Source organism: Allosphingosinicella sp., assembly GCF_036403745.1.
Lineage (GTDB): Bacteria > Pseudomonadota > Alphaproteobacteria > Sphingomonadales > Sphingomonadaceae > Allosphingosinicella.
On record NZ_DASWQI010000072.1, the window covers coordinates 51340 to 77208 of the forward strand.

Annotated in this window: 25 protein-coding genes and 1 pseudogene; 16 read left to right on the forward strand and 10 right to left on the reverse strand. The window is 70.2% G+C overall.

Annotated features, from left to right (window positions below; translation table 11 throughout):
• Positions 1–3 precede the first annotated feature (3 nt).
• Positions 4–1326 (reverse strand): ammonium transporter, encoded by a 1323-nt coding sequence (locus VGC56_RS14005; RefSeq protein WP_464125831.1) that lies wholly within the window; start codon positions 1324–1326, stop codon positions 4–6.
• A gap of 186 nt (positions 1327–1512) precedes the next feature.
• Here VGC56_RS14005 and VGC56_RS14010 point away from each other — a divergent pair, with 186 nt between their 5' ends.
• The 5 genes from VGC56_RS14010 (at position 1513) to VGC56_RS14030 (ending at position 5560) form a co-directional block, all read left to right on the forward strand.
• Positions 1513–2778, forward strand: coding sequence for a GTP cyclohydrolase II (locus VGC56_RS14010; RefSeq protein ID WP_464125832.1), 1266 nt, complete (start codon positions 1513–1515; stop codon positions 2776–2778).
• 5 nt (positions 2779–2783) lie between these two features.
• Positions 2784–3986 (forward strand): DUF1688 family protein, encoded by a 1203-nt coding sequence (locus VGC56_RS14015; protein ID WP_464125834.1) that lies wholly within the window; start codon positions 2784–2786, stop codon positions 3984–3986.
• A 2-nt stretch (positions 3987–3988) separates the two neighbouring features.
• The gene (gene upp / locus VGC56_RS14020; protein WP_464125836.1) at positions 3989–4618 is read left to right on the forward strand and encodes a uracil phosphoribosyltransferase; all 630 of its coding nucleotides are present in this window, start codon (positions 3989–3991) and stop codon (positions 4616–4618) included.
• Positions 4619–4688: 70 nt separating this feature from the next.
• On the forward strand, positions 4689–5207 hold the full coding sequence (locus VGC56_RS14025) for a hypothetical protein (protein ID WP_464125838.1): 519 nt from the start codon (positions 4689–4691) through the stop codon (positions 5205–5207).
• A 2-nt stretch (positions 5208–5209) separates the two neighbouring features.
• Complete coding sequence (locus tag VGC56_RS14030) at positions 5210–5560, forward strand: hypothetical protein (RefSeq protein ID WP_464125839.1); 351 nt, start codon at positions 5210–5212, stop codon at positions 5558–5560.
• A 6-nt stretch (positions 5561–5566) separates the two neighbouring features.
• Here the strand turns inward: VGC56_RS14030 and VGC56_RS14035 are convergent, their stop codons facing one another.
• From VGC56_RS14035 to VGC56_RS14055, 5 genes are all read right to left on the reverse strand, one after another.
• Positions 5567–6475, reverse strand: coding sequence for a hypothetical protein (locus tag VGC56_RS14035; RefSeq protein WP_464125841.1), 909 nt, complete (start codon positions 6473–6475; stop codon positions 5567–5569).
• A complete protein-coding gene (locus tag VGC56_RS14040; RefSeq protein ID WP_464125843.1) occupies positions 6442–7371 on the reverse strand; it encodes a tetratricopeptide repeat protein in 930 nt (309 codons plus the stop codon). Before VGC56_RS14040 ends, VGC56_RS14035 begins: the two co-directional genes overlap by 34 nt.
• Positions 7372–7447: 76 nt before the next feature.
• The gene (locus tag VGC56_RS14045; RefSeq protein WP_464125845.1) at positions 7448–8050 is read right to left on the reverse strand and encodes a YceI family protein; all 603 of its coding nucleotides are present in this window, start codon (positions 8048–8050) and stop codon (positions 7448–7450) included.
• A 91-nt stretch (positions 8051–8141) separates the two neighbouring features.
• On the reverse strand, positions 8142–8537 hold the full coding sequence (locus VGC56_RS14050; protein WP_464125846.1) for a cupredoxin domain-containing protein: 396 nt from the start codon (positions 8535–8537) through the stop codon (positions 8142–8144).
• Positions 8538–8570: 33 nt separating this feature from the next.
• Positions 8571–9731, reverse strand: coding sequence for a hypothetical protein (locus VGC56_RS14055; RefSeq protein WP_464125848.1), 1161 nt, complete (start codon positions 9729–9731; stop codon positions 8571–8573).
• A gap of 53 nt (positions 9732–9784) precedes the next feature.
• On the opposite strand from VGC56_RS14055, the gene VGC56_RS14060 reads away from it, so the two are divergent.
• Genes VGC56_RS14060 through VGC56_RS14075 form a run of 4 tightly spaced genes read left to right on the forward strand, consistent with a single transcriptional unit; the run spans position 9785 to position 13461 of the window.
• Positions 9785–10504 (forward strand): ferritin-like domain-containing protein, encoded by a 720-nt coding sequence (locus tag VGC56_RS14060; RefSeq protein ID WP_464125850.1) that lies wholly within the window; start codon positions 9785–9787, stop codon positions 10502–10504.
• Entirely contained in the window at positions 10505–12280 is a 1776-nt protein-coding gene (locus VGC56_RS14065; protein ID WP_464125851.1) for a carbamoyltransferase family protein, read from the forward strand.
• Positions 12277–12489, forward strand: coding sequence for a DUF5989 family protein (locus VGC56_RS14070; protein WP_464125852.1), 213 nt, complete (start codon positions 12277–12279; stop codon positions 12487–12489). The genes VGC56_RS14065 and VGC56_RS14070 overlap by 4 nt, the downstream gene beginning before the upstream one ends.
• A 12-nt stretch (positions 12490–12501) precedes the next feature.
• Positions 12502–13461, forward strand: coding sequence for a methyltransferase domain-containing protein (locus tag VGC56_RS14075; protein WP_464125854.1), 960 nt, complete (start codon positions 12502–12504; stop codon positions 13459–13461).
• A gap of 90 nt (positions 13462–13551) precedes the next feature.
• On the opposite strand, the gene VGC56_RS14080 is transcribed toward VGC56_RS14075, so the two are convergent.
• Positions 13552–14247: a methyltransferase domain-containing protein gene (locus VGC56_RS14080; protein WP_464125856.1), complete on the reverse strand. Its 696-nt coding sequence runs from the start codon at positions 14245–14247 to the stop codon at positions 13552–13554.
• A 71-nt stretch (positions 14248–14318) separates the two neighbouring features.
• On the opposite strand from VGC56_RS14080, the gene VGC56_RS14085 reads away from it, so the two are divergent.
• The gene (locus VGC56_RS14085) at positions 14319–14711 is read left to right on the forward strand and encodes a DUF2147 domain-containing protein (RefSeq protein ID WP_464125858.1); all 393 of its coding nucleotides are present in this window, start codon (positions 14319–14321) and stop codon (positions 14709–14711) included.
• 143 nt (positions 14712–14854) lie between these two features.
• On the opposite strand, the gene VGC56_RS14090 is transcribed toward VGC56_RS14085, so the two are convergent.
• A complete protein-coding gene (locus VGC56_RS14090; protein ID WP_464125860.1) occupies positions 14855–15691 on the reverse strand; it encodes a class I SAM-dependent methyltransferase in 837 nt (278 codons plus the stop codon).
• Entirely contained in the window at positions 15688–16119 is a 432-nt protein-coding gene (locus tag VGC56_RS14095) for a cupin domain-containing protein (protein ID WP_464125862.1), read from the reverse strand. Before VGC56_RS14095 ends, VGC56_RS14090 begins: the two co-directional genes overlap by 4 nt.
• Positions 16120–16217: 98 nt before the next feature.
• Here VGC56_RS14095 and VGC56_RS14100 point away from each other — a divergent pair, with 98 nt between their 5' ends.
• The 6 genes from VGC56_RS14100 to gltB all read left to right on the forward strand — a co-directional run bounded on the left by VGC56_RS14100 (position 16218) and on the right by gltB (position 25658).
• Positions 16218–18365 (forward strand): malate synthase G, encoded by a 2148-nt coding sequence (locus VGC56_RS14100; RefSeq protein WP_464125864.1) that lies wholly within the window; start codon positions 16218–16220, stop codon positions 18363–18365.
• 232 nt (positions 18366–18597) lie between these two features.
• Positions 18598–20325 (forward strand): 3-deoxy-7-phosphoheptulonate synthase, encoded by a 1728-nt coding sequence (locus VGC56_RS14105; RefSeq protein WP_464125866.1) that lies wholly within the window; start codon positions 18598–18600, stop codon positions 20323–20325.
• Positions 20322–20864 carry a prephenate dehydratase domain-containing protein gene (locus tag VGC56_RS14110; RefSeq protein WP_464125868.1) on the forward strand — a complete coding sequence of 181 codons (543 nt, stop codon included), beginning with the start codon at positions 20322–20324 and terminating at the stop codon, positions 20862–20864. Before VGC56_RS14105 ends, VGC56_RS14110 begins: the two co-directional genes overlap by 4 nt.
• Positions 20864–21106: a hypothetical protein gene (locus VGC56_RS14115; RefSeq protein ID WP_464125881.1), complete on the forward strand. Its 243-nt coding sequence runs from the start codon at positions 20864–20866 to the stop codon at positions 21104–21106. The genes VGC56_RS14110 and VGC56_RS14115 overlap by 1 nt, the downstream gene beginning before the upstream one ends.
• Positions 21103–22287: an LL-diaminopimelate aminotransferase gene (locus tag VGC56_RS14120; protein ID WP_464125879.1), complete on the forward strand. Its 1185-nt coding sequence runs from the start codon at positions 21103–21105 to the stop codon at positions 22285–22287. Before VGC56_RS14115 ends, VGC56_RS14120 begins: the two co-directional genes overlap by 4 nt.
• Complete coding sequence (gene gltB / locus VGC56_RS14125; RefSeq protein ID WP_464125870.1) at positions 22284–25658, forward strand: glutamate synthase large subunit; 3375 nt, start codon at positions 22284–22286, stop codon at positions 25656–25658. Before VGC56_RS14120 ends, gltB begins: the two co-directional genes overlap by 4 nt.
• On the opposite strand, the pseudogene VGC56_RS14130 reads toward gltB, so the two are convergent.
• A pseudogene (locus VGC56_RS14130) lies at positions 25622–25869 on the reverse strand (glutamate synthase-related protein); the annotation flags it as partial. The gene gltB and the pseudogene VGC56_RS14130 sit on opposite strands and share 37 nt — an antisense overlap.

Sequence of the window (25869 nt, forward strand, 5' to 3'; positions counted from 1 at the left end):
GCCCTAGTAATTGTAGGCGCGCTCGCCATGCTCGGCGAGGTCGAGCCCCTCGCGCTCGGTGTCGGGGGCGACGCGCAGGCCCGTCAGCGCCCTCGCCACAAAGAGCGCGATGAAGGTGCCGAGGGCGGACCAGAGGATGGTCGTGCCGACGGTCTCGACCTGCACCAGGAACTGCGCGACGATCGATTTGCCGCCGTTCGCGGGGCCTCCGAACACAGCCGCGTTGACGAAGGCGGTGCCGAGCGCGCCGACGATCCCGCCGACGCCGTGGATGCCGAACGTGTCGAGGGCGTCGTCATAGCCGAGCTTCGGCTTCAGCCGGGTGACGGCGAAGAAGCAGACGACCGACGCCGCCGCGCCGAGCACGATCGCCCCGGCCGGGCCGCTGTTGCCGGCGGCCGGCGTCACCGCGACGAGGCCGGCGACGATCCCCGAGCAGAAGCCGAGCGCGGACCCCCTGTGGCCGGACAGGCGCTCCGCGAGCATCCAGGCGAGGCCCGCGGCGGCGGTGGCGATGAAGGTGTTGATCATGGCGAGGCCGGCGACGCCGTTCGCCTCGAGCGCCGAACCGGCGTTGAAGCCGAACCATCCGACCCAGAGCAGGCCGGTGCCGATGCCGGTCATCGTAAGGCTGTGCGGCATCATCGGCTCGCGCGGATAGCCGAGGCGCTTGCCGAGGATCAGGCAGGCGACGAGCGCGGAGACGCCGGAATTGATGTGGACCACCGTCCCGCCGGCAAAATCGAGCGCGCCGCGGGTGAAGAAGAAGCCGTTCCCCGCCCACACCATGTGCGCGATCGGGAAATAGACGATGGTCAGCCAGACGACCCCGAACACCATCACCGCTGCGAACCGCATCCGCTCCACCACCGATCCAAGGACGAGTGCGACGGTGATGGCCGCGAAGGTCATCTGGAAGCAGATGAAAACATATTCGGGGATGGCGACGCCGGGGGTGAAGGTCGGCGCCGTCGAGGTCGGGGTCACGCCGCGGAGGAACGCCTTGCCGAGCCCGGCGACGACCGCATTGCCGCCGTCGCCAAAGGCCAGGGAATAGCCCCACAGCACCCACACGATCATCGCCAGCGCCGCCGCCGCCCCGACCTGCGTCATCACCGATAGCATGTTCTTGGTCCGCACCAGGCCGCCGTAGAAGAGGGCGAGGCCGGGGACGATCATCAGCAGGACGAGGAGGCTCGAGGTCAGCATCCAGGCGGTGTCGCCCTTGTTCACAGTCGGCGCGGCGGCCGCGGCGGAGGGCAGGGCGGCGAGTCCGGCGAGGACGAGGCTCCGCACGGCACCCTGCATACGGCTCGATAAGATCATCTGTCTGCGCCCCTCGCGATGCGGTCCGTCACGGATTCGGATCGCGGATTGGAGACGCGCCGGGGCCGCGTGCCAACGTGAAGTTTTCAACCCGGCGGGGCCGACGCGACTTTTCCCGGCGACTCTAGCCACACGCGGCACGGTGGCGTAGCGTCCGTCGAAACAGGCATTAGGGGCGGATTGCGGATGGGTAACGCGTTGGACGGCAAGAGCGGGCACATCCGGCTCACCTCGCACCCCGGATTGCGCAAACCGCCGCGCTTCGCGATGAACTGGGGCGCGCCGACCGCGCAGGAGCGGGGGCCGGTGGTCGCCACCGTCAATGCGGGCGGCGACCGCAACGCCATCGGCGCGCACGGCGGGTCTTATTCGATCTACCGCGCCCTCGCGATCTCGTCGGGGGCGATGGACCCGTCGGCGCGGCCGGACCTCAACGACACCTCGCCGGTGTGCGAGATCGGCCCGCACCCGCAATGGGGCGATTCAAGCAAGATCGTCTCGCTCGACCCCTGGGGCCACCGCGTGGCGCAGGATTTCGGCGACCTGATCGCCGAGGGCGTCGACATCCGCCCCTCGATCGCCATCACCAAGGCCCGGCTGACGCTGCACGAGATGCAGGCCGCCATCGCCGCCGGCCGCATCCAGGTGGACGGCGACATCGTCCATGAGGCGGGCGACGTCTCGGTGACCAAGATCGCGGTCGATCCCGTCTGGTGGCTGCCGGGGGTCGCGGAGCGGTTCGGCGTGGCGGAAGGGGCGCTGCGTCGCTGCCTGTTCGAGCAGACGGGCGGCATGTACCCCGAACTGGTGACGCGCCCGGACCTCACCGTCTTCCTGCCGCCGATCGGGGGCATGACGCTCTACATCTTCGGCGACCCCGCCTTCCTCGGCAACAGCGAGAAGAAGCTCACCTGCCGCGTTCACGACGAGTGCAACGGCTCGGACGTGTTCGGCTCCGACATCTGCACCTGCCGCCCCTATCTCACCCACGGCATCGAGGAGGCGACGCGGGCGGCGCAGGACGGCGGCGTCGGCCTCATCGTCTACAACCGCAAGGAAGGCCGCGCCTTGGGCGAGGTCACCAAGTTCCTCGTCTACAACGCCCGCAAGCGCCAGCCGGGCGGCGACCAGGCCGCGACGTATTTCGAGCGCACCGAATGCGTTGCCGGCGTCCAGGACGCGCGCTTCCAGCAGCTGATGCCCGACATCATCCACTGGCTCGGCATCCGCCGCATCGACCGGTTCGTGTCCATGTCGAACATGAAATACGACGCGCTGGCCGGCGGCGGCGTCGAGATCGGCGAGCGCGTGCCGATCCCCGACGATCTCGTCCCGCCCGACGCCAGCGTGGAGATGGAGGCCAAGAAGGCGGCCGGCTATTACACGCCCGAGGGCGCGCCGAGCGCCGACGCCTTGAAGTCGGTGGTCGGCCGGGACCTCGGCAAGTTCTAGCGCGCGTGGCGACCTCGACCGAACCCCTGCAGCGCCTGCTGAGCGCCGCCGCCGTGCGCGAGCGCGCGCACGACATGCTGGCCCTCGCCATCGAAGGCCGCATCGAAGGCTGGCGCGTCGACCTGACGCGGTTCGATGCGGCGGCGGAGCTGACCGCGGCGGTGACGCGGGAGAATTATCCGGACCTCGCAGTGCCGTTCCACGCCCGCTGGCGGCACTTCGTCGCCGGGGCTCCGAAGCTCGCAGGGGAGGGAGCGGAGCGCGGCCGGGCCGCCTTCGACCTCGTGATCCTGTCCGTATTGCTGGACGCCGGCTCCGGCCCGGGCTGGCGGTACGTGGACGCGGAGAGCGGCAAGACCTTCACCCGCTCCGAAGGCCTGGGCGTCGCGAGCCAGCGGCTGTTCGAAGGCGGCGCCTTCGCCGGTGACGGCTCGGCCCGCGCCAATGGCGAGGCGCTCGCGTCCCTGGACACGGCGACGCTCGCCGCCGGCTTCCAGGTCTCGATCGACAATCCGCTCGTCGGCCTCGACGGCCGCGCAGCCCTGCTCCGCCGCCTCGGCGCGCAGGTGCTGGCGCGGCCCGATCTGTTCGCAACGGCCGACGCGCCGCGCCCGGGCGGGCTGTTCGATGTGCTGGCGGCGCGGGCGTCCAGGGGCAGGCTTCCCGCCGCGGCCATCCTCGAATTGCTGCTGGAGGCGCTGGGCCCGATCTGGGCGGGGCGGCTGGTTGTCGACGGCCTTGCGCTGGGCGATTGCTGGCGCCACCCGGCGCTGCGCCGCGACGACGCGACGGACGGCCTCGTGCCGCTCCATAAGCTGTCGCAATGGCTCGCTTATTCGCTGGTCGAGCCGCTCGAGGCGGCGGGCATCCACGTCACCGACATCGACGGCCTCACCGGCCTCGCCGAATATCGCAACGGCGGCCTGTTCCTCGATGGCGGAATCCTCAGCCTCGCCGACCCGGAAGACGCGGTGCGCGCCCACCACGTCTCCGACCCTCTGATCGTCGCCTGGCGCGCGATGACGGTGGCCCTGCTCGACCGGATGGCGCCGAAGGTGCGCGCCTTGCTCGGCGCCTCCGAGGCCGACTTCCCGCTCGCCCGCATGCTCGAAGGCGGCAGCTGGGCTGCCGGGCGCCGCCTCGCCGCCGAGCGCCGGCCGGGCGGCGGGCCTCCCCTCAACATCCTCAGCGACGGAACGGTATTCTAGATATGGACGGCCTCACCCTCGTCAATCACCCGCTGGTGCAGCACAAGCTCACTTTGCTCCGCGACAAGAACAGCTCGATCCAGCTGTTCCGCACCGTCGTTCGCGAGATCGCCACCCTGCTCTGCTACGAGGTGACCCGCGACCTGCCGACCACGACGGTCCACATCGAGACGCCGATCGGCCCCACCCACGCGCCTGCCCTCGAAGGCAAGAAACTAGTCTTCGCGCCGATCCTGCGCGCCGGCCTGTCGATGGCGGAGGGGATGCTCGACCTCGTGCCGTCCGCCCGCGTCGCCCATATCGGCCTCTACCGGGACCCGCTCTCGCTCGAGGCGATCGAATATTATTTCAAGGCGCCCGACGATCTCGACCAGCGCGTCGTCATCGTCGTCGATCCGATGCTGGCCACCGGCCACACCGCCATTGCCGCGATCGAGCGCCTGAAGGAGGAGGGCGCCGGCGAGATCCGCTTCGTCTGCCTGCTCGCCGCCCGTCCCGGCGCCGAAGCGCTGCGCGCCCACCATCCCGACGTGCCGATCTGGGCGGCCGGCATTGACCAGGTGCTGAACGACCACGGCTATATCGTCCCTGGCCTCGGCGATGCCGGCGACCGCACCTACGGCACCCGCTGACGCCGCGCAGGGGCCGTTGAGGCGGACGCGCGCTTGTGTCATGATCGGCCGAGGCAGGGGGAGCGTGGGGATGCTGCAGCGGGTGCGCGAAGGACGGTTGCTGGCGCTGTGCATCGGGCTGTGCGCCGCGCTGTCCGCCTGCATGGTCCAGCTCGCGCCATCCTACGACAGCGATATCGTCGACGGCCTGAACGGCGCCAACCAGGACATCCAGCTCCTCTTCGCGCAGATCGGCACGTTGACCGACCCTGCGGGCTTTCCGACACGCAAGCCGCAATATGACAAGATCGTCGGCGAGCTTGGTGCGGTCGAGCTCCAGATCCGTACCAGGCCCATCCCGAAGCCCGAGGCGATCAAAAAGGCGGCCGCGGCCATCCAGCGGCTGAACATCGGCGGCGTGACGCTCGATCCGAACTTTTCCGCTTATCCCAGCGCCCGCGCCGTGCACGATTTGCAGGGGACCATCGTCAAGATGGAGGAGGTGGACGAGAAGAGCGGCCTTCGGGGCGCCGCGGTCGCCGCCTTCCAGAACCAGGCGGTGACCTTCCTGTCGCAGGCGATGACCTACGAAAATTACCTCAAGAGGTAGCCATGGCATTCGATGTAGACGGCCTTCTCCAGAACATCCTCAGCGCCGGCAAGACCGTGCTCAACCAGGACCTGCCCGCGATGGGCGGTTTCTCGCAGCAGCAGCTGCAAGCGATCGCACGGCAGGCGGCCCTGATCGCCGAAGGCACGCTCGACGGCTCGATCGACAAGGACACACGCGATTACTTTCTCCAGAGCCTGGAGGAGATGACCCGCAGCTTCGTCAACACGCTGGCGGGCCTCGCGGTGGTGACCGCAGAAAAGCTGTGGAACGCCATGGTCGGCGTGCTGTGGGGCGCGATCAACAAGGCCACTGGCCTAAACCTGTTTCCGCCGCCACCCACGGGCAGCTGAGCGGCGCTAACGGGTCCGGAGCGCCGCGGCGACCTTGGCGGCGGAATAGAGTGAGAGGTGCTCGTCGCGGCGCAGCCGGCGGCGGTGCGCCGGCCAGGCCATGTCCCACCGCGTGAAGCCGGTCTGGCCCAGCCGGATCGCGCCCAGTTCGGCATCCGCATCGCGGAGCACCGCGCGATCGGCTTCGACGCCGGCGAAGCGCTCGTCGATGGCGCCGAGGGTCGAGCGGGCGGCGGCGAGAAGGACGCGGCTTGTGTCGCCGTCGCTGGTGCGGGCGAGGGCGATTGCGGCGTCCACCTCCGCCAGCCGCTCGGCAAGCCTGATCGGCCGGTCGCGGCCGTGGCAGGAGCCCGGCTGCAGCGCCCGCACGTAGGCGGCGAGGGCGGCGAGCACTTCGGGCGGCGGTTCGGGGCCGTCGAACTCCTCGGTAACGAGGCCGTGGATGAATGTCTCGAGCGCGCCCGGTGCCGCGCGGGAGATTTTGCGCCGCTCAGCCGGGCCCGCGAGATCAGGGATCGGCTTCGGGTTGAAGATGCCGTCGCCGCGGTGGCTGCTCATCAAGGAGGCGGTGACGTCGGCGGTGCCGGGCGCACCGGAGAGGCCGGGGAAGACGAAGTCGGGATTGCCCCGGCCGTTGCGGTGGCAGGTGGCGCAGCTCATCCCCGCCCGCGCCGCCTGTCCGCCCAGCAGCAGCGGCGTCCGGAACGCGATGCGGCCGATTCCCACTGCTCTCCCGTTGGCCACGCTGGAGGGCGGGCGCAGGCATTCGGCGGGCTCGTACGACAGGCTGCGGGGCAATGCGGAGGGCGCCGTCCAGCGCGCCTCCCTGAGCGGAAAGGCCAGCGGGGCCGCCGCGCCGGCCGCGGCGCCGGCGGCGAGGATCAGCGCGCCGGCGCGTGCCCGGCGTCGATCCACCGTCTCAGCTCGTCCGCCTCGGCGCAGCCGAAGGTGCAGGTCGCGTCGAGGTCGGCGAGCAGCATCTGCGCGCCCGCTTTGTCGCCGCGCTCGACCTTGAGCTCGCCATAATATTCGGTCGCGGCGCGGTGGTGCGGCGCGGCGGCAAGGGCCTGCCGGTAATAGCCTTCCGCGACCTCGAACCGGCCGAGCTTGCGGTTGGCGAAGCCCATATAGGTGAGGATGTCGGGGTGCGGCCCGAAGGCGGCGCGCGCGGTGGCGAGGGAGCGCAGCGCCTCCTCGTAGCGGTGGGCGTTGATCAGCGAAACGGCCTCCAGATAGGCCCCGTCGCCCTTCGCGGCACTGGCGAAGAGCAGGCTCGGGGCCGGGTCCAGCCGCGCTTGCGGCGTCCCGGCCATCGCCTTGGTCAGCGCCTCCACCGCGCCGCCGATGTCCGCCGCCTTGGCGCAGGCGGTGGCGCAGGCCTGCTGCATCTGTGTGAGGCGGTCGAGCTCGGCCTGCGCCTTCTCCTTCTCGCCGAGCTTCAGATAGGTGAGGCCGAGCTCGCGGTGCGCCGGGACCAACTCCTTGTCGGCGCGAACGGCGCGCTCGTAATATTTGCGGGCGGCCTTGTCGTCCTCCATCCCCGCCGCGGCGAGACCCGCGATGAGGTTCGCACTGGCGTCCGTCGGCGCCACCGCCAGGACATGCTCGATCGCCTTGCGCGCTTCGGGATATTTCTTGTCCTGCATCGCCTGCACGGCTTTGCGATACTCGGCCGCGGCGTCATATTGCGGGGCCGACATGCTCGGCGCCGGCCCGCCGCCGCCGCCCCCGGACGGGCTGCTCGCGACGGCGCCCGTCGAGGCCCCCGCGCAAAGGATGGCGATCAGCAGACGAGAATGAAGTCCGGCCATGGCAAACCTCCCGCGCGGGTGGACGCGGGAGCATTCATAGCATGTCCGAAACATTACCGGGAGTCCGCCGCGCCGGTCAGGACGCTTTCTCGAACGCGGCGCTGATGCGGATAATCGTCTCGTCGCCGACCAGCGGGATGTCCATCTTCACGCCGTAGTCGGAGCGGCGGATGGTCGTCGTTGCGTTGAAGCCGATCGTGTACGCCTTGGTCATGGGGTTGGGACCGCTGCCGACGAAGCGCGCGTCGAGCGTCACCGGGCGGGTGACGCCGTGGAAGCTGAGTTTGCCGGAGATCGCCGCTTTGGTGGGGCCGGTGCGGACGATGCGGGTCGAGACGAAGCGGATGCTCGGGTAGCGGCCGGCGTCGAACCAGTCGGCGCTGCGCAGCTCGCCGTCCAACGTGGCGTTGGTCGTGGAGACCGAGGCGACGGGGATAGCGATGTCGACGCGGCTCGCCGCCGGCCGCGCGGGATCGAGGTTCAGCATGCCCGTCACCCCGCTGAAATCGCCCCACCAGTCGGTAAAGCCGAGGTGGGAGACGGTGAACTGGACGCGGGTGTGGCTCGACTCGACCTTATAGGTGCCGGCCTGCACCGTAGCGGGGTTGGTCGAGACGGCCGGCGGCGGCGCGGCGGCGAACAGGAAGGCGGCGGCCAGCGCTGCGAAATGCCGCTTCATGAAGATGTCCCTCGTTCGTGTATGCCGCCGGTAGCGGCTGCCGCGCCGGCCGAGAAGCGGCCATGCCCGCAACGTGCCGTTCCACAATCCGCTACTGGACGACGATCGAGCCTTTCATGCCGAACATCGAATGGAAGGCATGGGTGCAGCGCAGCGCATAGGTGCCGGCGGCGGGAACCAGCGCGATGTCGACGCTGCCATGGCCGTCGACGTCGACCGATCCGCCGCCGACCTTGCCCGCATCCGCAGGGCGGACGGCGGCAGCGTGGAAGAAGCCGGGCGCGCTGAAATCGTGGCCGCCGGAGCCGGTGTTTTCGAGATGGAGGATGATTGGCTGGCCGGCGCGCAGGCGCAGGGCGGCGGGGGCGAACTTGAAGCTCGACAGCGAGACGGTGACGCGCGGCGCGCGGCTCCAGTCCGGCTGCGCCTGCGCGGGCGCAGCGAGGCCGAGGGCGGCGAGACCGCCGAGGAGAAGGGGCCGCTTCATGGGTAGATCCTCCGTGTCGAGACGGAGGCAATCCTATTCCTGTTTCGGCTTTGGCGCCACCACGGCCCTCGCCACCGCTTCGGCGATAACGCGCGCGGCCTGCGGCGTCGGATGCCGGTCGACCCGGAAGCGCCATTCGGGGCGGATCGGGACGAGGAGGTAGGGTATGTGCCCTCCATCGAGCACGGCGCGGCGCACCTGCGCCTCGCGCTCCGACTCCGGCAGGAATTGCGGGACGACGACGACGGCGCGGGCGCCGCGGGCCTCCGCCATCGCGACCATCCGCCGCAGCACTTCCTGTGTCTTAGCGGTGCCCTCAGTGATCGCGGAGCTGCTCCGGTAGCGGACGATGCGGCGGGCGAGTTCGACCAGGCGGAAGGAGGGCGGGTCCGCCGGGTGCCAGCGAAGCTGCGCATCGAGGTGGGGACGGTCCGTGTCGAGGTTGCGGTCGAACAGGGCCGGGACGAACGGGATGACCACCGCCACCGGCTTCTCGAACCGCGGCAGCTCGCGGCGGAGGCGGAGGTAGGTCTGGTCGGCCGCGTGGGCGTTCACCGCCGTGTCGGCGACTTGCACGCCGGTGATGGCCTGGACCTGCGCCGGTATCGTTTCCGGCCATTCCAGGCCGTAGCCGAGCAGGATCGACTCGCCCGCAAAGACGATGGTCGGCCTCGCGAAATCCGGCGCGGCCCCGGGGGACGGGATGCGGTAGCCGTGCGGGCCGGTCGCGTAATGCACCGTGCGGCCGTGGAGGGCGACGGTGCCGGCGTGGTTCTCCGCGAAGGTCCAGCCATAGTCCGCGTCGCGGGCGCGGAGCGGCTCCTCCTTGTCCCACCGCTCCTGCGTCGAGCGCCAGCTGCGCGTGTGGAGGATGCCCTCCACGACCAGGAAGGCGGCAGCGACCGCGGCGACGGAGGTCAGCGCGGTGACGAGCGCCTGCCTCCCGCGCCCCTGTGCAACCGCGTGCGCGATGCGGGGCCGGATCAGCAGCAGCACGATCAGCCCCGCCGCCGCCACCGCGAGGCGCAGCCAGAACAGGATGCGCAGCTGGGTCTCCCAGGGATAGGCCCAGGCGGGGAGGAAATGCCGCTCCGCCCAGCCGCCGTCCATCCGCCAGGCGAGGAACAGGATCGCGCCGCCGGCCACCGCAAGCGCGGCATTGACGGCGTCCGCGTGCAGCCTTTCACCCGCCATTGGCACTCCCCCCGCAGCCATGTTACGCCTGCGATCGGAGGGGGGTATCGGCGATGGGGCTTTGGCTCAACCCGATCCAGAATTGGGTATGGCGCGATCCGGTGCGGCGCGGCTACCGGTTGCTGCGTTTCGCCGAGGTCGAGGCCGACGGCGGCCGCGATCTTGCGCGTGCCGCGGAGCTGACCCCCGACGTCAAGCTCCGCCGCCTCTATCTGCGCCACGCCGCCGACGAGCAGCGCCACTCCGACATGTTCCGCCGCCGGGGAACCGAGCTGCTGCGGGAGCACCGAAAGGCGGGTGAAGGCTGGGAGCCGAACTGGCTGGCACCCGGCGAGCGCGGCCTCGACGACGTGACGGTGGAGCCAGGCGGGGACGCGCCGTTGCTGGCTTTCTTGCACCTCTCCGAAGCGGCGGCGGCGCGCAGCTTCGGCGTCTATCACCGGGCCGTCGCCCATGACGGGGAGACGCGCAATGTGTTCGGGCAAATCCTCAAGGACGAGAATTTTCACATGACCTACACCCGCCACGAGCTCGGCCGCGTCGCGCCCAAAAAGCAGGGCTGGCTGCTCTGGAAGGCGCGGCTCGGGCGGCTGTGGAAGGGCTATCTTCGCATCGCCGTCGCGATCGGCGGGGCGATGGGGAGCATCATCCTCACGCTCCAATATTTCATCCTGATGCCGGTCTTCGCTTTGATCGTGAAGCGGGCGGAGCGGAGCGAGCCGGAGGGCTGGTCCCCGGCGCGCGACCGCAAGGACATGAAGGGCCAATATTGAATGAAGATTCTCGGCCTCTCCTGCTTCTACCACGACGCGGCGGCGGCCCTGCTGGTCGACGGCATGCCGGTCGCGGCTGTGCAGGAGGAGAGGCTGTCGCGGCGCAAGAACGACGCCGCCTTCCCGATCGCCGCCATCGAATATTGCCTCGACACCGCCGGACTGGACCCGGAGGAACTCGACGCCGTGGTCTTCTACGAGCGGCCGATGCTGAAGTTCGAGCGGGTGCTGGTGACGGCGCTGCGCGCCTTTCCCGCCTCCTGGCGCTCGTTCCCGCACGCGATGAAGAACATGCTCGGCGAGAAAGCCTGGGTGCGCGGCGTCATCACCTCGCGCCTCGGCGTGCCGGGCAACAAGATCTTCTTCACCGAACACCACCAGAGCCACGCCGCCGCCGCCTTCCTGACCGCGCCGACCGAGCGCGCGGCGATCCTCACCGCCGACGGGGTTGGGGAGTGGGCGACGCTGACGGTCGGCACCGGCACCCGCGGACCGGCCGGCACGTCGATCGACATCGAGCGGGAGATCCGCTTCCCGCACTCGCTCGGCATGCTCTACTCGACCTTCACCGCCTATCTCGGCTTCGCGGTAAACGAGGGCGAGTACAAGGTCATGGGCCTTGCCTCGTACGGCACGCCCAATATGGCGGACGAGGTGCGCAAGCTCATCCCCCGCACCGCCGACGGCGCCTTCCGGCTCGATCTCGATTATTTCGATTTCCACACGACGGCGAAGCGCAGCTTCTCCGACAAGTTCGTCAAGCTCTTCGGTCCGCCCCGCAACCGCTACGATCCGATCGACCTTTCGACGGAGCAGGGCCGCCGCTATGCCGATTGCGCGGCGAGCGTGCAGCTGGTGCTCGAGGACATCCTCGTCGACTTGACCCGCCAGCTCCACGACCGCACCCGGCTGCCCGACCTCTGCCTCGGCGGCGGGGTGGCGCTGAACGGCGTCGCCAACGCCCGAATCCTGCGTGAATCGGGATTCGAGCGGATCTTCGTGCCGCCCGCCCCCGGCGATGCGGGCTGCGCCCTCGGCGCTGCGCTCTATGCCGACCGTATCCACTTCGGAAACCCCGACACGGACTTCCCCGATCACGCCTTCTGGGGCCCCGAGCCGGACGCCGCCGCTCTCGCCCGCATCGCTGCGGAGGATCGCTTCCCGGCCGACACGGTGAGCGACGAAGCGCTGATCGAGGAGACCGCCGCCGATCTCGAGGCGGGCCGCATCGTCGGTTGGATGCAGGGCCGGTGCGAGTTCGGGCCACGTGCGCTCGGCAACCGCAGCCTCCTCGCCGCGCCGCACAGCGCCGACATGCGCGACCGGCTCAACCGCGACATCAAATATCGGGAGGAATTCCGCCCCTTCGCCCCCGTCGTGCCGGTCGAGGAGGCGGAGCGGTTCTTCGAACTGCCGCCCGGCGGCGCCCGCCTCGCGCGCTTCATGTCGGGCGTCTTCCCCGTCCGGCCCGAATGGCGCGAGCGGCTCGCCGCCATCACCCATGTCGACGGCACCGCCCGGCTGCAGACGCTGGAGCGCTCGGTGGCGCCGCGTCTCTACGACCTCATCCAGGCCTATGGCCGCCGCAGTGGCATTCCCATCCTCCTCAATACCTCGTTCAACCTCGCCGGCGAGCCGATCGTGAACACCGCGCAGGAAGGCTATTCGACCTTCCGCCGCAGCGGCATCGACCTGCTCATCGCCGGCAACACCCGGGTCAGGAAGCGCGCCAGGACCGAAAAAGCCGCCGCGCACGAGGAGGAGGAGCTGGCATGATCAAGAAGAAGGGCCGGCTGCGGCGCCAGCTGGTGGTGATGGGCAGCGCGTTCGGCTCCACCGGCGACCTCGCCAAAGGCCTGTGGAAGGGCGGCTCGGACCGCAAGCTGATGATGCCGCTGGCCATCTTCCTCTGCGCGACGGGCCTGCTGCTCGTGCTGGCGGCGGGCGTCGAGGCGCTGGCGCCCTTCATCTACTCGATCTTTTAAGACCGGCCGCCGGTGGAGGACCCGCGCACCCTCCTCGCCTGCCCGGCGTGCGCGGGGGACCTCGGCGAGACGTGGCGCTGCACCGGCTGCGGCCGCCAGTGGCCGGCCCCCGACGGCATCCCGCAGCTCCGGCGCGACGTTGAGGGCCAGACGGAAGCCGTTCGGCAATTTTACAATGCCGCGCCGTTCCCCGGCTATCCGCCCAACGACAGCCTCACCTGGCTGAGGAGCCGCGCCGAGCGCAGCGACTTCGCGCGCCTGCTCGACCAGTCGATTCCCGGCGACGCGCGGATCGTCGAGATCGGCTGCGGCACCGGCCAGATGAGCCTCTACCTCGCCCGCGCCGACCGCACCGTCATCGGCTGCGACCTCGCCCGCGGCTCGCTCGCGCTCGGCGCCTCGGCGGCGCGGCGCTACGGCCTCTCCTCGGTTCAGTTCGTCGAATGCGACCTCACCAACCTGCCGCTCCGCGAAGGCGCGTTCGACGTCGTCTATTGCTCGGGCGTCCTCCATCACACGCCCGATCCGCGCGCCTCCTTCGCCAGCATCGTGCGCGCCTGCCGGCCGGGCGGCACCATCGTCCTCGGCCTCTACAATCTCTACGCCCGCGTGCCGCTGCGCCTCCGCCGCGTCGTCGCCCGGATGAGCGGCTATCGCTGGATCCCGTTCGACCCGGTGCTGCGCGATCGCAAGGCCGAGCCCGCCCGCCGCGAGGCATGGCTCCGCGACCAGTACCAGCACCCCGAGGAGCACAGCCACAGCCTCGCCGAAGTCCGCCGCTGGTTCGCCGAGAACGGCATCGATTTCGTCACGACCTATCCCACCACGCTCATCGGCGAGGAGCCGGACGACCTGTTCGCCGAAGCCGAGGACGAATGGCCGCTGGAGAGCGTCATGGCCCAGATCGGCTGGATGAAGAGCTTGGGCGGGGAAGGGGGGCTTTTCGTGACGGTGGGGCGGCGGGCCGTCTAACCCGTCGTCCCAGCGGAGGCTGGGACCCCAGCGGGTGAAGAACTCGGGTGCCTATGCCCCCTGGGGCCCCAGCCTCCGCTGGGGCGACGGTTACTTCACCCTCTCCACGCACAGCCGCGACGCGAACCGCCGTACGATCCGCACCTCGTTCACCGTCACCCCCGCCCCGCGCAGATACCCCTCCCACTCCGCCTTGCGGAACGACCGCGCGATCGACAGCCGGCCGTCCTCGCGGACGATGCGGTGGACCATCAGCAGCCGCGCGAGCAGCGGGAACCCCCAATAAGCGAAGGCAAGCCGATGGAGGTCGCAGACCAGCCAGCCCATCCGAGCCTCCCGCTCCATCGTGCCGAGGAAGGTGAGCAGCTGCTCGTCGGTCATGTGATGGGTCGTCTGGCTCGACACGATGAAGTCCCATGGCCCTGCCTGGTCGAGATAATCGCCGGCCCGATAGTCGATCGCCATGCCGGCGGGGGTCGCGTCGCGCGCCGCCTTGACGCTCTTCTCGTTCAGATCGACGCCGACAAGCTCCGCCTCGATCCCCCGCCGCTTGGCCCATTTGGCGACGGCGCGCAGGACGTCGCCGTCGCCGAAGCCGACGTCCATCAGCCGGAACCGCTTCGCGTCGCCCACGGCGCGGCGCAGAAAGGCGATGGTCGGCCAGGCGGTGAAGGTGAAGCGGTTGACCCGCGCCAAATCGTGGAGGACCTTCTCGTAGACCGCCGGATCGAGCCCCGGCGCGTCCATCTGCTCTTCCTGCCGCGAACGGATCGACAGATCGGCCATCGGGTTCTCCTCCGCCCTGGCCATAGCATGGCGGCGTTGATCCCGCACCGGCGGAGGGCTAGGCGCTCGCCATGGTCCCGCTCCTCCTGGCCCTCGCCGCCGCCGCTCCCCAGACCGTCGAAGGCCTCTGGCTCAACGACGACAAGAAGGGCTTAGTCCAGATCGCCCCTTGCGGCACGAAAGTGTGCGGGCGAATCGTCAAGGTGCTGAGCCGCGACCCGAAGGCGCCCAAAACGGACGTCCACAATCCAGACCCGGCGCTGCGCGGCCGCGGCTTCGTCGGCCTGCCCGTCCTCACCGGCTTCCAGCGGTCCGGCGGTAGCTGGACCGGCGGCCGCGCCTACGATCCCGAAAGCGGCAAGAGCTACCGATCCACCCTCTCCCTCAACCCGGACGGGTCCCTGCGGGTCACCGGCTGTGTCCTCTTCATCTGCGAATCGCGCAGGTGGACGCGAGTGCGGTGAAACTCATCCTCCCTGTCCGCGAAGCGGATGGGGAGGGGGACCACCTGAAAGGTGGTGGAGGGGCCTCTCCGACTCAGTAAGGCCCCTCCACCGCGTTTCACGCGGTCCCCCTCCCCACCGGCTTGGCCGCCAGGGAGGCCTGGTCAGGCCTTCTCCCACACGAACACCCCGTACCGCATCGCGCCGTTGCGCAGCGCCAGGATCAGCCGCGGCAGGCTGAGGATGAAGTCGCGGCTCTGCGTCGCCTTGCTCAGCGCGAGCCGTCGGATGTCGCGGTCCGTCACCAGCTTGCCGGCGAAGCGGCGGGCGCAGATCGACCAGGTGCGGCGGACGTTGCGGCTGATGTCGTCGTAGGAGACCAGCCGGAACCCGGCCGCCGCGGCCAGCGCCTCGTAATCCGCCCGGCTGCCCATGCTGGGAAGCCGGCCCTCGCGGCAGATCGGCTCGAGCAGGTGGCGGACCTGCCACGTCGTCGCGCTCTCGCCTTCGAGCCAGGCGCAGACGACGAAAAGTGAACCGGGTTTCAGCACCCGCGCCGCCTCCGCGAAGAACCGCGGCTTGTCCTCCATGTGCTCGGAGCTCTCGATCGCGTAGCCGCCTTCGAAAGATGCGTCCGCCAGCCCGTTTGCAAGCCAGTCGCGCACGTCGAAGCTGAGCCCCGATTCAGACCTCAGCCGCGCCACCGCCACCTGCGCCTCGGAGAGGGTGAAGCCCGTCACCTCCGCCCCGGCCCGCGCAAAATGCGCCGCCGTGGCGCCATAGCCGCAGCCGATGTCGACCAGCGTGTCTCCGGCGCGGAATGCCAGCTTCTCCCCCACCAGCCGCGTCAGCGCCTCCGCCGCCTCGGCCGCGCCCTCGCGCCCCGTCACCCAATAACCGTGGTGGACATGCTCGCCCCAGATGCGGCGATAGGCTTCGTCCAGTTCGTCATAGTGGCGCGCGACATCGGCCGCCGCCTGGGGGGCGTTGGGGACGATCACGGGGCGATCGGGTTGCGGGTCGGCTCGAGCATGACGTTGAGCACCTTGTCGGCATCCCCCGCCAAAGCGGCGCAGAGCAGCTCTGCCGGTGCCTTGCTCGAGGCATTGCGAAAATATTGGACGACCGCGCCGGCCGGCTCGAGCGTCACCTCGCCGGTGCCCACGGTGCGGACGGGCGCGGTGCCGATGCTTACGAGGAAGCTGCCGCGGGTGACGAAGCAGATCACCGGCACATTGTGCTTGTGGCGCGGCATGTTCTGGCCGGGCGAGAAGGAGACGCGGGTGGTCTCGACGCGGTCTACCGTCTTGCCCGGCGCGATGGGCAGGGTGCCGAGCGGCTGCCGGACCGGAATGGGCGCCGCGCCTGCGAGCGTCCCCCAGCCCATGGCAAGGATCAGTGCTGCCTTCATCGCCTTCATCGCCTGCATCGCTCTCCTCCCTTGGCCTCACTGTAGCGCGGCCGCATCGCGTGCGGAATGGCGGCGCGAGGATTGCGGCGGGGCGGGAAGCGCGCCACAGGCAGGCCATGGCCATCGCCGATCCGCCCGAGGGCGCTGCCTCGCCCTACGCCCTGGTCTCCGGCGTGGAGGTCGATCGCGGCCTCAAGCGCTTCCTCGAGGAGGAGGCACTGCCGGGCACTGGCATTGCGGCGGAGGGCTTCTGGTTCGGCTTCTCGCGCCTGCTGCGGGAGCTGACGCCGGAGAACAGGCGTCTGCTGAGGATGCGCGACGACCTCCAGGCGCGGATCGATGCCCGCAATGCCTCCCGCGCCGGGCACGTGCCGGCGCCGGCGGACGAGGAAGCCTTCCTCCGCGACATCGGCTACCTCGTCGATCCGCCGGCGCCGTTCGCCATCGGCACCGAGGGCGTCGATCCGGAGATCTCCGCCATCGCCGGTCCGCAGCTCGTCGTCCCCCTGAGCAACGCCCGCTACGCGCTGAACGCCGCCAATGCCCGCTGGGGCAGCCTCTACGACGCCCTCTACGGCACCGACGCCCTCGGCGCGCCGCCGGCGGGCGGTTATGACAAAGCGCGCGGCGCGGAGGTGGTGGCCTGGGGCCGCCGCTTCCTCGACGAGATCGCCCCGCTCACCGGCGGCAGCCATGCCGACGTCACCCATTACGCCGTCGAGGAGGGCCGTCTCGCCACCGACAAAGGCGGCCTCGTCGACACGTCGCGGCTCGCCGGCTGGCGCGAGGGCGGCATCCTGCTGCGCCACCACGGCCTTCACGCCGAGATCGTCCTCGATCCGGACCACCCGATCGGCCGCGACGACAAGGCCGGAATCGCCGACATCCTCCTCGAAAGCGCAATCACCGCGATCATGGACCTGGAGGATTCGGTCGCCGCGGTCGACGCGGAGGAGAAGATCGCCGTCTACCGCAATTGGCTCGGCCTGATGCGGGGCGACCTCACCGCCGCGTTCGACAAAGGCGGCCGTACCGTCGAGCGCCGCCTCGCCGATGATCGCCGCTACACCGCGCCGGACGACTCGGGCCTGACGCTGCGGGGCCGCGCGCTGATGCTGGTCCGCACTGTCGGCCACCTCATGACCAACAAGATGATGCGGATCGACGGGGAGGAGGTGCAGGAAGGCCTCGCCGACGCAGTCATCACCGCGCTGATCGCCCTCCACGACATCAAAGGCCCGCGCGCGAACAGCCAGGCCGGCGCCATCTACATCGTCAAACCGAAGATGCACGGGCCGGAGGAAGCGGCGCTGGCGGACCGGCTGTTCGACCGGACGGAGGATCTGCTCGGCCTTCCCCGCCATACGATCAAGATCGGTGTCATGGACGAGGAGCGGCGGACCAGCCTGAACCTCGCCGCGACCATTCACGCCGTCCGCGACCGTATCGCCTTCATCAACACGGGCTTCCTTGACCGCACCGGCGACGAGATTCATACCGCGATGCGGCTCGGCCCGGTGCTTCGCAAGGGCGACATGAGGGGCGCTCCCTGGCTGCAGGCCTATGAGGCGCGAAACGTGGACACCGGCCTCGCTTGCGGTTTCGCCCGGAGGGCGCAGATCGGCAAGGGCATGTGGGCGATGCCGGATCGGATGGCCGACATGCTTGCCCAGAAAGTCGCCCATCTGAAGGCGGGGGCGAGTACGGCCTGGGTGCCTTCGCCGACCGCGGCGACGCTGCATGCCGTACATTATCATCACGTCGACGTCGCCGAGCGGCAGCGCGCGCTGGCGGGGCGGGCGACGCCGCTGGCGGGGCTGCTCGCCATTCCGGTGGCCGAGGCACCTGACTGGTCCGTGGAGGGGGTGCGCGAGGAGCTGGAGAATAATATCCAGGGCATCCTCGGCTACGTGGTGCGCTGGGTGGAGCAGGGGGTGGGCTGCTCCAAGGTGCCGGACATCCACGATGTCGGCCTGATGGAGGACCGCGCCACCTGCCGCATCTCCAGCCAGCATGTGGCCAACTGGCTCCTCCACGGCGTCGTCCGCGCCGACGAGGTCGAGGCGGCTTTGCTGCGCATGGCGGCGGTGGTGGACCGCCAGAACGCGCAGGATCCCTCCTACCGCGCCATGTCCCGGGACCCCACGCGCAGCATCGCCTTCCAGGCGGCGCGGGCGCTGATTTTCGAGGGGCTGGCCCAGCCGTCCGGCTATACCGAACCGGTGCTTCACGCGGCGCGGTTGCGGCTGAAGGCGAAGATTTGACGCACCGCGTCGCTTGACACCGCGGCCCCCGCCCGTCAGCTTGGACCTGCCCCGCTCCCGGGGCCGGAGACGCATCATGGGCAAGGGACAGACTTTCTGCCGCTCCAGCGCCTTCCGTTTTTTCGGCTTTATGGGCCGGTACGCCTGCGGGCGTGCCGGGTAAGACTTCGCCGACCCCATAACTGAAAATACGTGCCGCGCCGGTTTCGCGCGGCCGGGAGCTTCCAAGACCATGACTGATTCCAGCGGCGCCCTGGCGTGCCTGCGCGGCACGCTCGACGCGATCGACGACCAGATCCTCGCCCTCGTGGAGCGGCGGATCGAGACCGCGCGCGCCATCGGTGCCGCCAAGCCCGGCGCGGCGGGCGCCCTCAAGCTGAGGCCCGGGCGCGAGACGGCGGTCGTCGCCCGCCTCGAAGCGCAGGCCTCCGCCGCCGCCCGGCCGGCCGTGCGGCCGGTGTGGCGCGAGCTGATGGGGCAATGCCTGCAGGCCCAGGCACCGATGGCGCTGGTGCTCGGTAGCGCGGATGCGGAATTGTGCCTGCTGGCCCGCGAGACGTTCGGCTCGGCGCCTCCGCTGGAGGTGGCGCAATCGGCGGCGGAAGCGCTGGAGCGGGCGGAGGCGGGGGCGGCGATCGCCATCCTGCCGCTGCCACTCCCGAAGCTGCCTCCCCAGCTCATGGCCTTCCGCACGCTGGGCGACATGGCGGCCGCCGTCGGACGGGTCGCCGCCGAGGACGCATCGGCACGGACGGGCTGGTCTCCTGCCTCGTGGCGGAGCCGCCAGGCAACGCAGATGCCGCTCTACCCGGACGCGGGCGAACTCGCCGAAGTCGAAGCGACGCTCGCGCAAGCGGCGCCCGTGGTCGCCATTGCCCAGGCGGCGGCGCTGCGGGCGGCGCTGGCCCGCGCCGCCGACGGCGAGGCGATGCTCGTCCAGGCCGGCGACTGCGCGGAGAGCTTCGACGCCTTCTCGCCCGAACGGGTGGCAGACGATCGCGCGCTGTTGCTGGCGCTCGGCCGCGCGCTCCCCGGGAATGTCGTTCACGTGGCCCGGGCGGCGGGGCAGTTCGCCAAGCCCCGCTCGGCCGCGCTCGAGGCGGGCCCGCAGGGGCTCCTCCCCAGCTATCGCGGCGACGCGGTGAACGGCGCGGCGCGCTGCCATGCGACCCGCACCGCCGACCCGAAGCGGCTGCTCCGTGCCCACGCCCAGTCGCTGGCGACGGTGCGGCTGCTCGGCGGGCTGGACGCTGCGGAGGGCGTCGCCTGCGCCCCGCCGCCGGTCTATACCAGCCACGAGGCTTTGCTCCTCCCCTACGAGCAGGCGCTGACCCGCCGCGACCAGGCGGGACGCTGGTGGGCGACGTCGGGCCACATGGTCTGGATCGGCGAGCGGACGCGGGATCCGAACGGCGCCCATGTCGAATATGCCGCCGGCATCGCCAACGCGATCGGCCTCAAGTGCGGGCCGGGCCTGTCGGCGGACGAGATGTCGCGGCTGCTCGACCGGCTGGACCCGCGCAACGAGGCGGGCCGGATCACCCTCATCGGACGCTTCGGGCGGGAGGAGATCGGGCGGGTCCTGCCGCCGCTGATGCGCCGCACGCGGGATGAGGGGCGGCGGGTGCTGTGGGCGTGCGATCCGATGCACGGCAACGGCCGGGTGCTGAACGGGATCAAGACCCGGCTGGTCGATGACATCCTCGCCGAGCTCCACGACTTCATCGCCATAGCCGCCGCCGAAGGGGTGCATATGGGCGGCGTCCATATCGAGACGACGGCCGCGCCCGTGACCGAGTGCGTCGGGGGAACGGACGCCGTGTCGCCGGCCGATCTTCACCTTCGCTACGAAAGCCTGTGCGATCCCCGGTTGAACCGCGCGCAGGCGCTCGAAGTCGCGGCGCGCGCGGGTGCGTGGATCAGCCGCGGCGCGCCGGCGCAGAAGGCGCGGGCGGCATGAGGATCGCTTATGCCGGCGCGGAGGGCGCCTTCGCCCACCAGGCCTGCTTGGCCTTTGCCGGCGGTATGGAGCCCGTGGCGGTGGAGAGCTTCGCCGCGGTCGTGTCCGCCGTGGAGCGGGGCGAGGCGGCGTGCGGGATGCTCCCGCTCCACAACAGCCGGGCCGGAGAGGTGCGCGACGCGGTGGCGCTCATCGAAAGGAGCGCGGTGCGGGTGATCGCGCGCAGCGCCCTGCCGGTGCGGATGCACCTGCTTGGGCTTCCCGGAGGGACCCTCGAGAGACTCCGGCTGGTGCGCAGCCATCCCATGGCGCTGAAGCAATGCTCCCGCGCGCTCACCGCGCTTGGGCTGCCGGTGGAGGAGGCGCCGAACACGGCGGTTGCCGCCCGCACCATCGAGGATGCGAGCGTCGGGGTGCTCGCCTCCGAGGCGGCGGCCGAGGCCTACGGTCTCAATATTCTGCGCCGCGACATGCAGGACGATCCGGACAATTCAACCATCTTTGGGATCGTCGAGCGAAACAGCGAGGGGGAGCGATAATGGAAGTATTCGTACCGGACAGGAGCCCGGCCGAAGTGGCCGCGTTGATCCGCACCCTGCGCGGCCTCGGCCTCGCAGGCAGGGATGCGGCCTACCTTGCCAGCGTTGCCCCGCCGCTCGAGCCGGGGCCGGAGCGGGTCCGCTATCGGGAGGAGTTCGACTTCATGGTCCCGCCCGCGGCGCGCGCGCCGGCGCGGGCCGCCCTCGGGCTGCAGCCGCCGGCCCGGAGGAAGGCCGCCTGATGACCGACTTCTACCGCGTCCGCCGGCTGCCGCCCTACGTGTTCGCCGAGGTGAACGCGATGAAGGCGGCGGCGCGGGCGCGGGGGGTCGACATCGTCGATCTCGGCATGGGCAATCCCGACGGGCCGCCGCCGGCCCATGTCGTCGAGAAGCTCGCCGAGGTGGCGCGCAATCCGAGGGCGCACGGCTACTCTGCCTCGAAGGGAATTGCCGGGCTGCGGCGGGCGCAGGCCGCTTATTACGCCAGGCGCTTCGGGGTGGAGGTCGATCCGGAGAACGAGGTGGTCGTCACCCTCGGCTCCAAGGAGGGGCTCGCCAATCTCGCCCAGGCGATCACCGCGCCGGGCGACGTCGTGCTGGCGCCGAACCCCTCTTACCCCATCCACCAGTTCGGCTTCATCATTGCCGGCGCGGCGATCCGCTCGGTGCCCGCCGCGCCGGGGCCGGACTTCTTCGCCAGCCTCGAGCGGGCGGTGCGGTTCACCGTGCCCAAGCCCTCGGTGCTCGTCATCGGCTATCCCTCAAACCCCACCGCCTATGTCGCCGACCTGCCCTTTTACGAGCGGCTCGTCGCCTTCGCGCGCGAGCACGGGCTGTGGGTGATCAGCGACCTCGCTTATGCCGAAATCTATTTCGGCGACGCGCCGACGCCGTCCATCCTCCAGGTGCCGGGCGCGAAGGAGGTGGCGATCGAGTTCACCTCCATGTCGAAAACCTATTCGATGGCCGGCTGGCGGATCGGCTTCGCGGTTGGCAACCCCGAGCTGATCGCGGCGCTGACGCGGGTCAAATCCTATCTCGATTACGGCGCCTTCACGCCGGTGCAGGCGGCGGCGGTGGCGGCGCTCAATGGGCCGCAGGACATCGTCGCCAACAACCGGGCGCTCTACAAGGCGCGGCGGGATTGCCTGGTGCAGAGCTTCGGCCGCGCCGGCTGGGACATTCCGCCTCCGCAAGCGAGCATGTTCGCCTGGGCGCCGATCCCGGAGGCCTTCCGGCACCTCGGCTCCGTCGAATTCGCCAAGCGGCTGCTCACCGAGGCGCAGGTCGCAGTGGCGCCCGGTGTCGGCTTCGGCGAGGAGGGGGAGGGGTTCGTCCGCATCGCATTGGTCGAGAACGAGCAGCGCCTCCGCCAGGCCGCGCGGGGCGTGAAGAAGCTGCTCGCGGGAGGCGCGGCATGAGCGCCGGCCTCTACGATCCCGCCTACGAGCACGATTCGTGCGGGATGGGCTTCGTCGCGTCGATCCGCGGCGAGAAGTCCAACGCCATCATCCGCCAGGGGCTGGAGGTGCTCGCCAATCTGGATCATCGCGGCGGGGTCGGGGCCGATCCGACGCTGGGCGACGGCGCCGGCTGTTTGATCCAGATTCCCGACGCCCTGCTGCGCGCCTGGGCCGAGGGACGCGGCACCGTCCTGCCGCCGACCGGCGATTATGCCGTCGCCATGTGCTTCCTGCCGCGCGACGAGGCGGCGCGCGCGGTGGCGGAGGCGCGGCTGGAAAGGTTCGTGCGGATCGAGGGACAGGTCTTCCTCGGCTGGCGCGACGTGCCGGTAGAGACGGAGGGGCTGGGCGCCGCGGTCATCGCCAGCATGCCGGCGATCCGCCAGGCGCTGGTCGGCCGCGGCCCGTCCACCCCCGATCAGGACGCCTTCGAGCGCAAGCTCCTCGCCATCCGCAAGCAGACCCAGAACCCGCTGGAGGAGCTGGCGCGCCAGCTCGATCTGCCCAGTCTCGCCGATTTCTACCTCCCCTCCTTTTCGAGCCGGACGATCGTCTACAAGGGCATGCTCCTCGCCCAGGACGTCGGCCGCTTCTACACCGACCTCCTCGACCCGCTGACCGTGTCGGCGCTGGCGATGGTCCACCAGCGTTTCTCGACCAACACCTTCCCGTCGTGGCGGCTCGCCCACCCGTTCCGCTTCCTCGCCCACAATGGCGAGATCAATACGCTCAGGGGCAACGTCAACTGGATGAACGCGCGGCGGCGGACGCTGGAATCGCCGCTGATCGGCGCCGATCTCGACAAGATGTGGCCGATCATCCCGCACGGCCAATCGGACAGCGCCTGCCTCGACAATGCGCTCGAGCTGCTCGTCGCCGGCGGCTATTCGCTGGCCCATGCGGTGATGCTGCTGGTGCCCGAAGCGTGGGCCGGCGACGCCGAGATGGATCCGGCGCGGCGTGCCTTCTACGAATATCATGCGGCTTTGATGGAGCCGTGGGACGGACCCGCCGCCATCGCCTTTACCGACGGCCGCCAGATCGGCGCGACGCTGGACCGCAACGGCCTGCGACCGGCGCGGTTCGCGGTGACCGACGACGATCTCATCGTCATGGCGTCCGAATCCGGCGTGCTGCCGATCCCCGAGGCGCGGATCGTGCGCAAGTGGCGGCTGCAGCCGGGCCGGATGCTGCTGATCGACCTCGAAGAAGGGCGGATCGTCGAGGACGAGGAGATCAAGGCCTCGCTCGCGGCGGCCGAACCCTATGCCGAATGGCTGCGGCAGACGCAGTTCAACCTGAAGGATTTACCTCCCGTCCCGGTGACGGCCAGTGCCCGCACGGGGAGCCTCGTCGAGCTCCAGCAGGCCTTCGGCTACACCGACGAGGACCTGAAGCTGTTCCTGGCGCCGATGGCGGAGGCCGGCGACGATCCGGTCGGCTCGATGGGCACCGACACGCCGCTGGCCGTGCTCTCCGACAAGCCGCGGCTCCTTACCGACTATTTCAAGCAGAATTTCGCGCAGGTCACCAATCCGCCGATTGACCCGATCCGCGAGTCGCTCGTCATGTCGCTGGTCTCGATGATCGGGCCGCGGCCGAACCTGCTCGGCCGCCACGCCGGCACCCACAAGCGCCTCGAAGTCTCGCAGCCCATCCTCACTAACGAGGACCTGGAGAAGATCCGCGCGATTCGCGACACGCTCGACGGCGCGTTCCGGACGATGACGCTCGACGCAACCTGGCCGAAGGGCGGCTGCGGGCGGTCGCTCGACGCCGCGCTGCAGCGCCTCTGCTGGGAGGCGACCGAGGCGGTGCTCGCCGACAACAACCTCCTCATCCTCTCCGACCGTGCCGCCTCGGCAGACCGCATCCCGATCCCGGCCGCGCTGGCGACGGGAGCGGTCCACCACCACCTCATCCGCCAGGGCCTGCGCATGCAGACCGGCCTCGTCGTCGAGACCGGCGAGGCGCGGGAGGTCCACCATTTCGCCGTCCTCGCCGGCTATGGCGCCGAGGCGGTGAACCCGTGGCTGGCCTTCGAGACGATCGAGGCGCTGCGGGCCGCCGGCGACATTGCGGGAGACCGGGAGCGCTACATCAAGGCGGTCGGCAAGGGGCTGCTCAAGGTGATGTCGAAGATGGGCATCTCGACCTACCAATCCTATTGCGGCGCGCAGATCTTCGATGCCGTCGGCCTCTCGGCGGAGGTGGTCGACAGATGCTTCACCGGCACCGCCAGCCGCCTCGGCGGCATCGGGCTCGACCAAATCGCCGAGGAGAGCGTTCGACGGCACCGCCGGGCCTACGGAGGCGCCGACGAAGGGCTGGATGTGGGCGGTGCCTATGCGGTGCGGATGGGCGGCGAGGACCATGGCTGGACCGCCGGGACCGTCGCCAACCTCCAGCACGCGGTGCGCGGCGCCCTGCCGGAGAAATATGCCGCCTTCGCCGCCGAGCTGAACGCGCGCGAGGGAAAGCCCCTTACGCTGCGCAACCTGCTCGATTTCGCGCCGGACCGGCCGCCCGTCCCGATCGAGGAGGTCGAGCCGGCCGCGGAGATCGTCAAGCGTTTCTCGACCGGCGCGATGAGCTTCGGCTCGATCAGCCGCGAGGCGCACACCGCGCTGGCGCGGGCGATGAACCGGATCGGCGGCCGCTCGAACACGGGCGAAGGCGGGGAGGAGACGGATCGCTTCCAAAGCTCGGCGCGCTCGGCGATCAAGCAGGTTGCCTCGGGGCGGTTCGGCGTCACCACCGAGTATCTCGTCAACGCCGACGAGATCCAGATCAAGATGGCGCAGGGCGCCAAGCCGGGCGAGGGCGGCCAGCTCCCGGGCCACAAGGTCGACGCCGAAATCGCCGCGGTGCGCCATTCCACCCCCGGTGTCGGCCTCATCTCGCCGCCGCCGCATCACGACATCTATTCGATCGAGGATCTGGCGCAGCTCATCCACGATTTGCGCCACGTCAATCCGCGGGCGCGGATCTCGGTGAAGCTGGTGTCGGCGACCGGCGTCGGCACGATCGCGGCGGGCGTGGCGAAGTGCCTGGCGGATCATATCACTATCTCGGGCTATGAGGGCGGCACCGGCGCCTCGCCCCTCACCTCGCTGACGCATGCCGGCCTGCCCTGGGAGATCGGCCTGGCCGAGACCCACCAGACCTTGGTGCGGAACGGCCTGAGGAGCCGGATCCGCGTCCAGGCGGACGGCGGGCTGCGGACCGGCCGCGACGTCGCCGTCGCGGCGTTGCTCGGCGCCGACGAATTCGGCTTCGCCACCGCGCCGCTGATCGCCGCCCGCGAATTCGCGTTTTTCAAATCATGAATCAACTGCGCCAGATCCTCGATCGAATAGATGTCGTGGTGCGGTGGCGGTGAAATAAGTTCCACGCCCGGCGTCGAATATCGCAGCAGGGCGATGTACTCGGAAACCTTGCGGCCCGGCAGCTGCCCGCCTTCGCCCGGCTTGGCGCCCTGTGCCATCTTGATCTGGATCTGGTCGGCCGAGTTCAGGTAAGCCGCAGTCACGCCGAAAC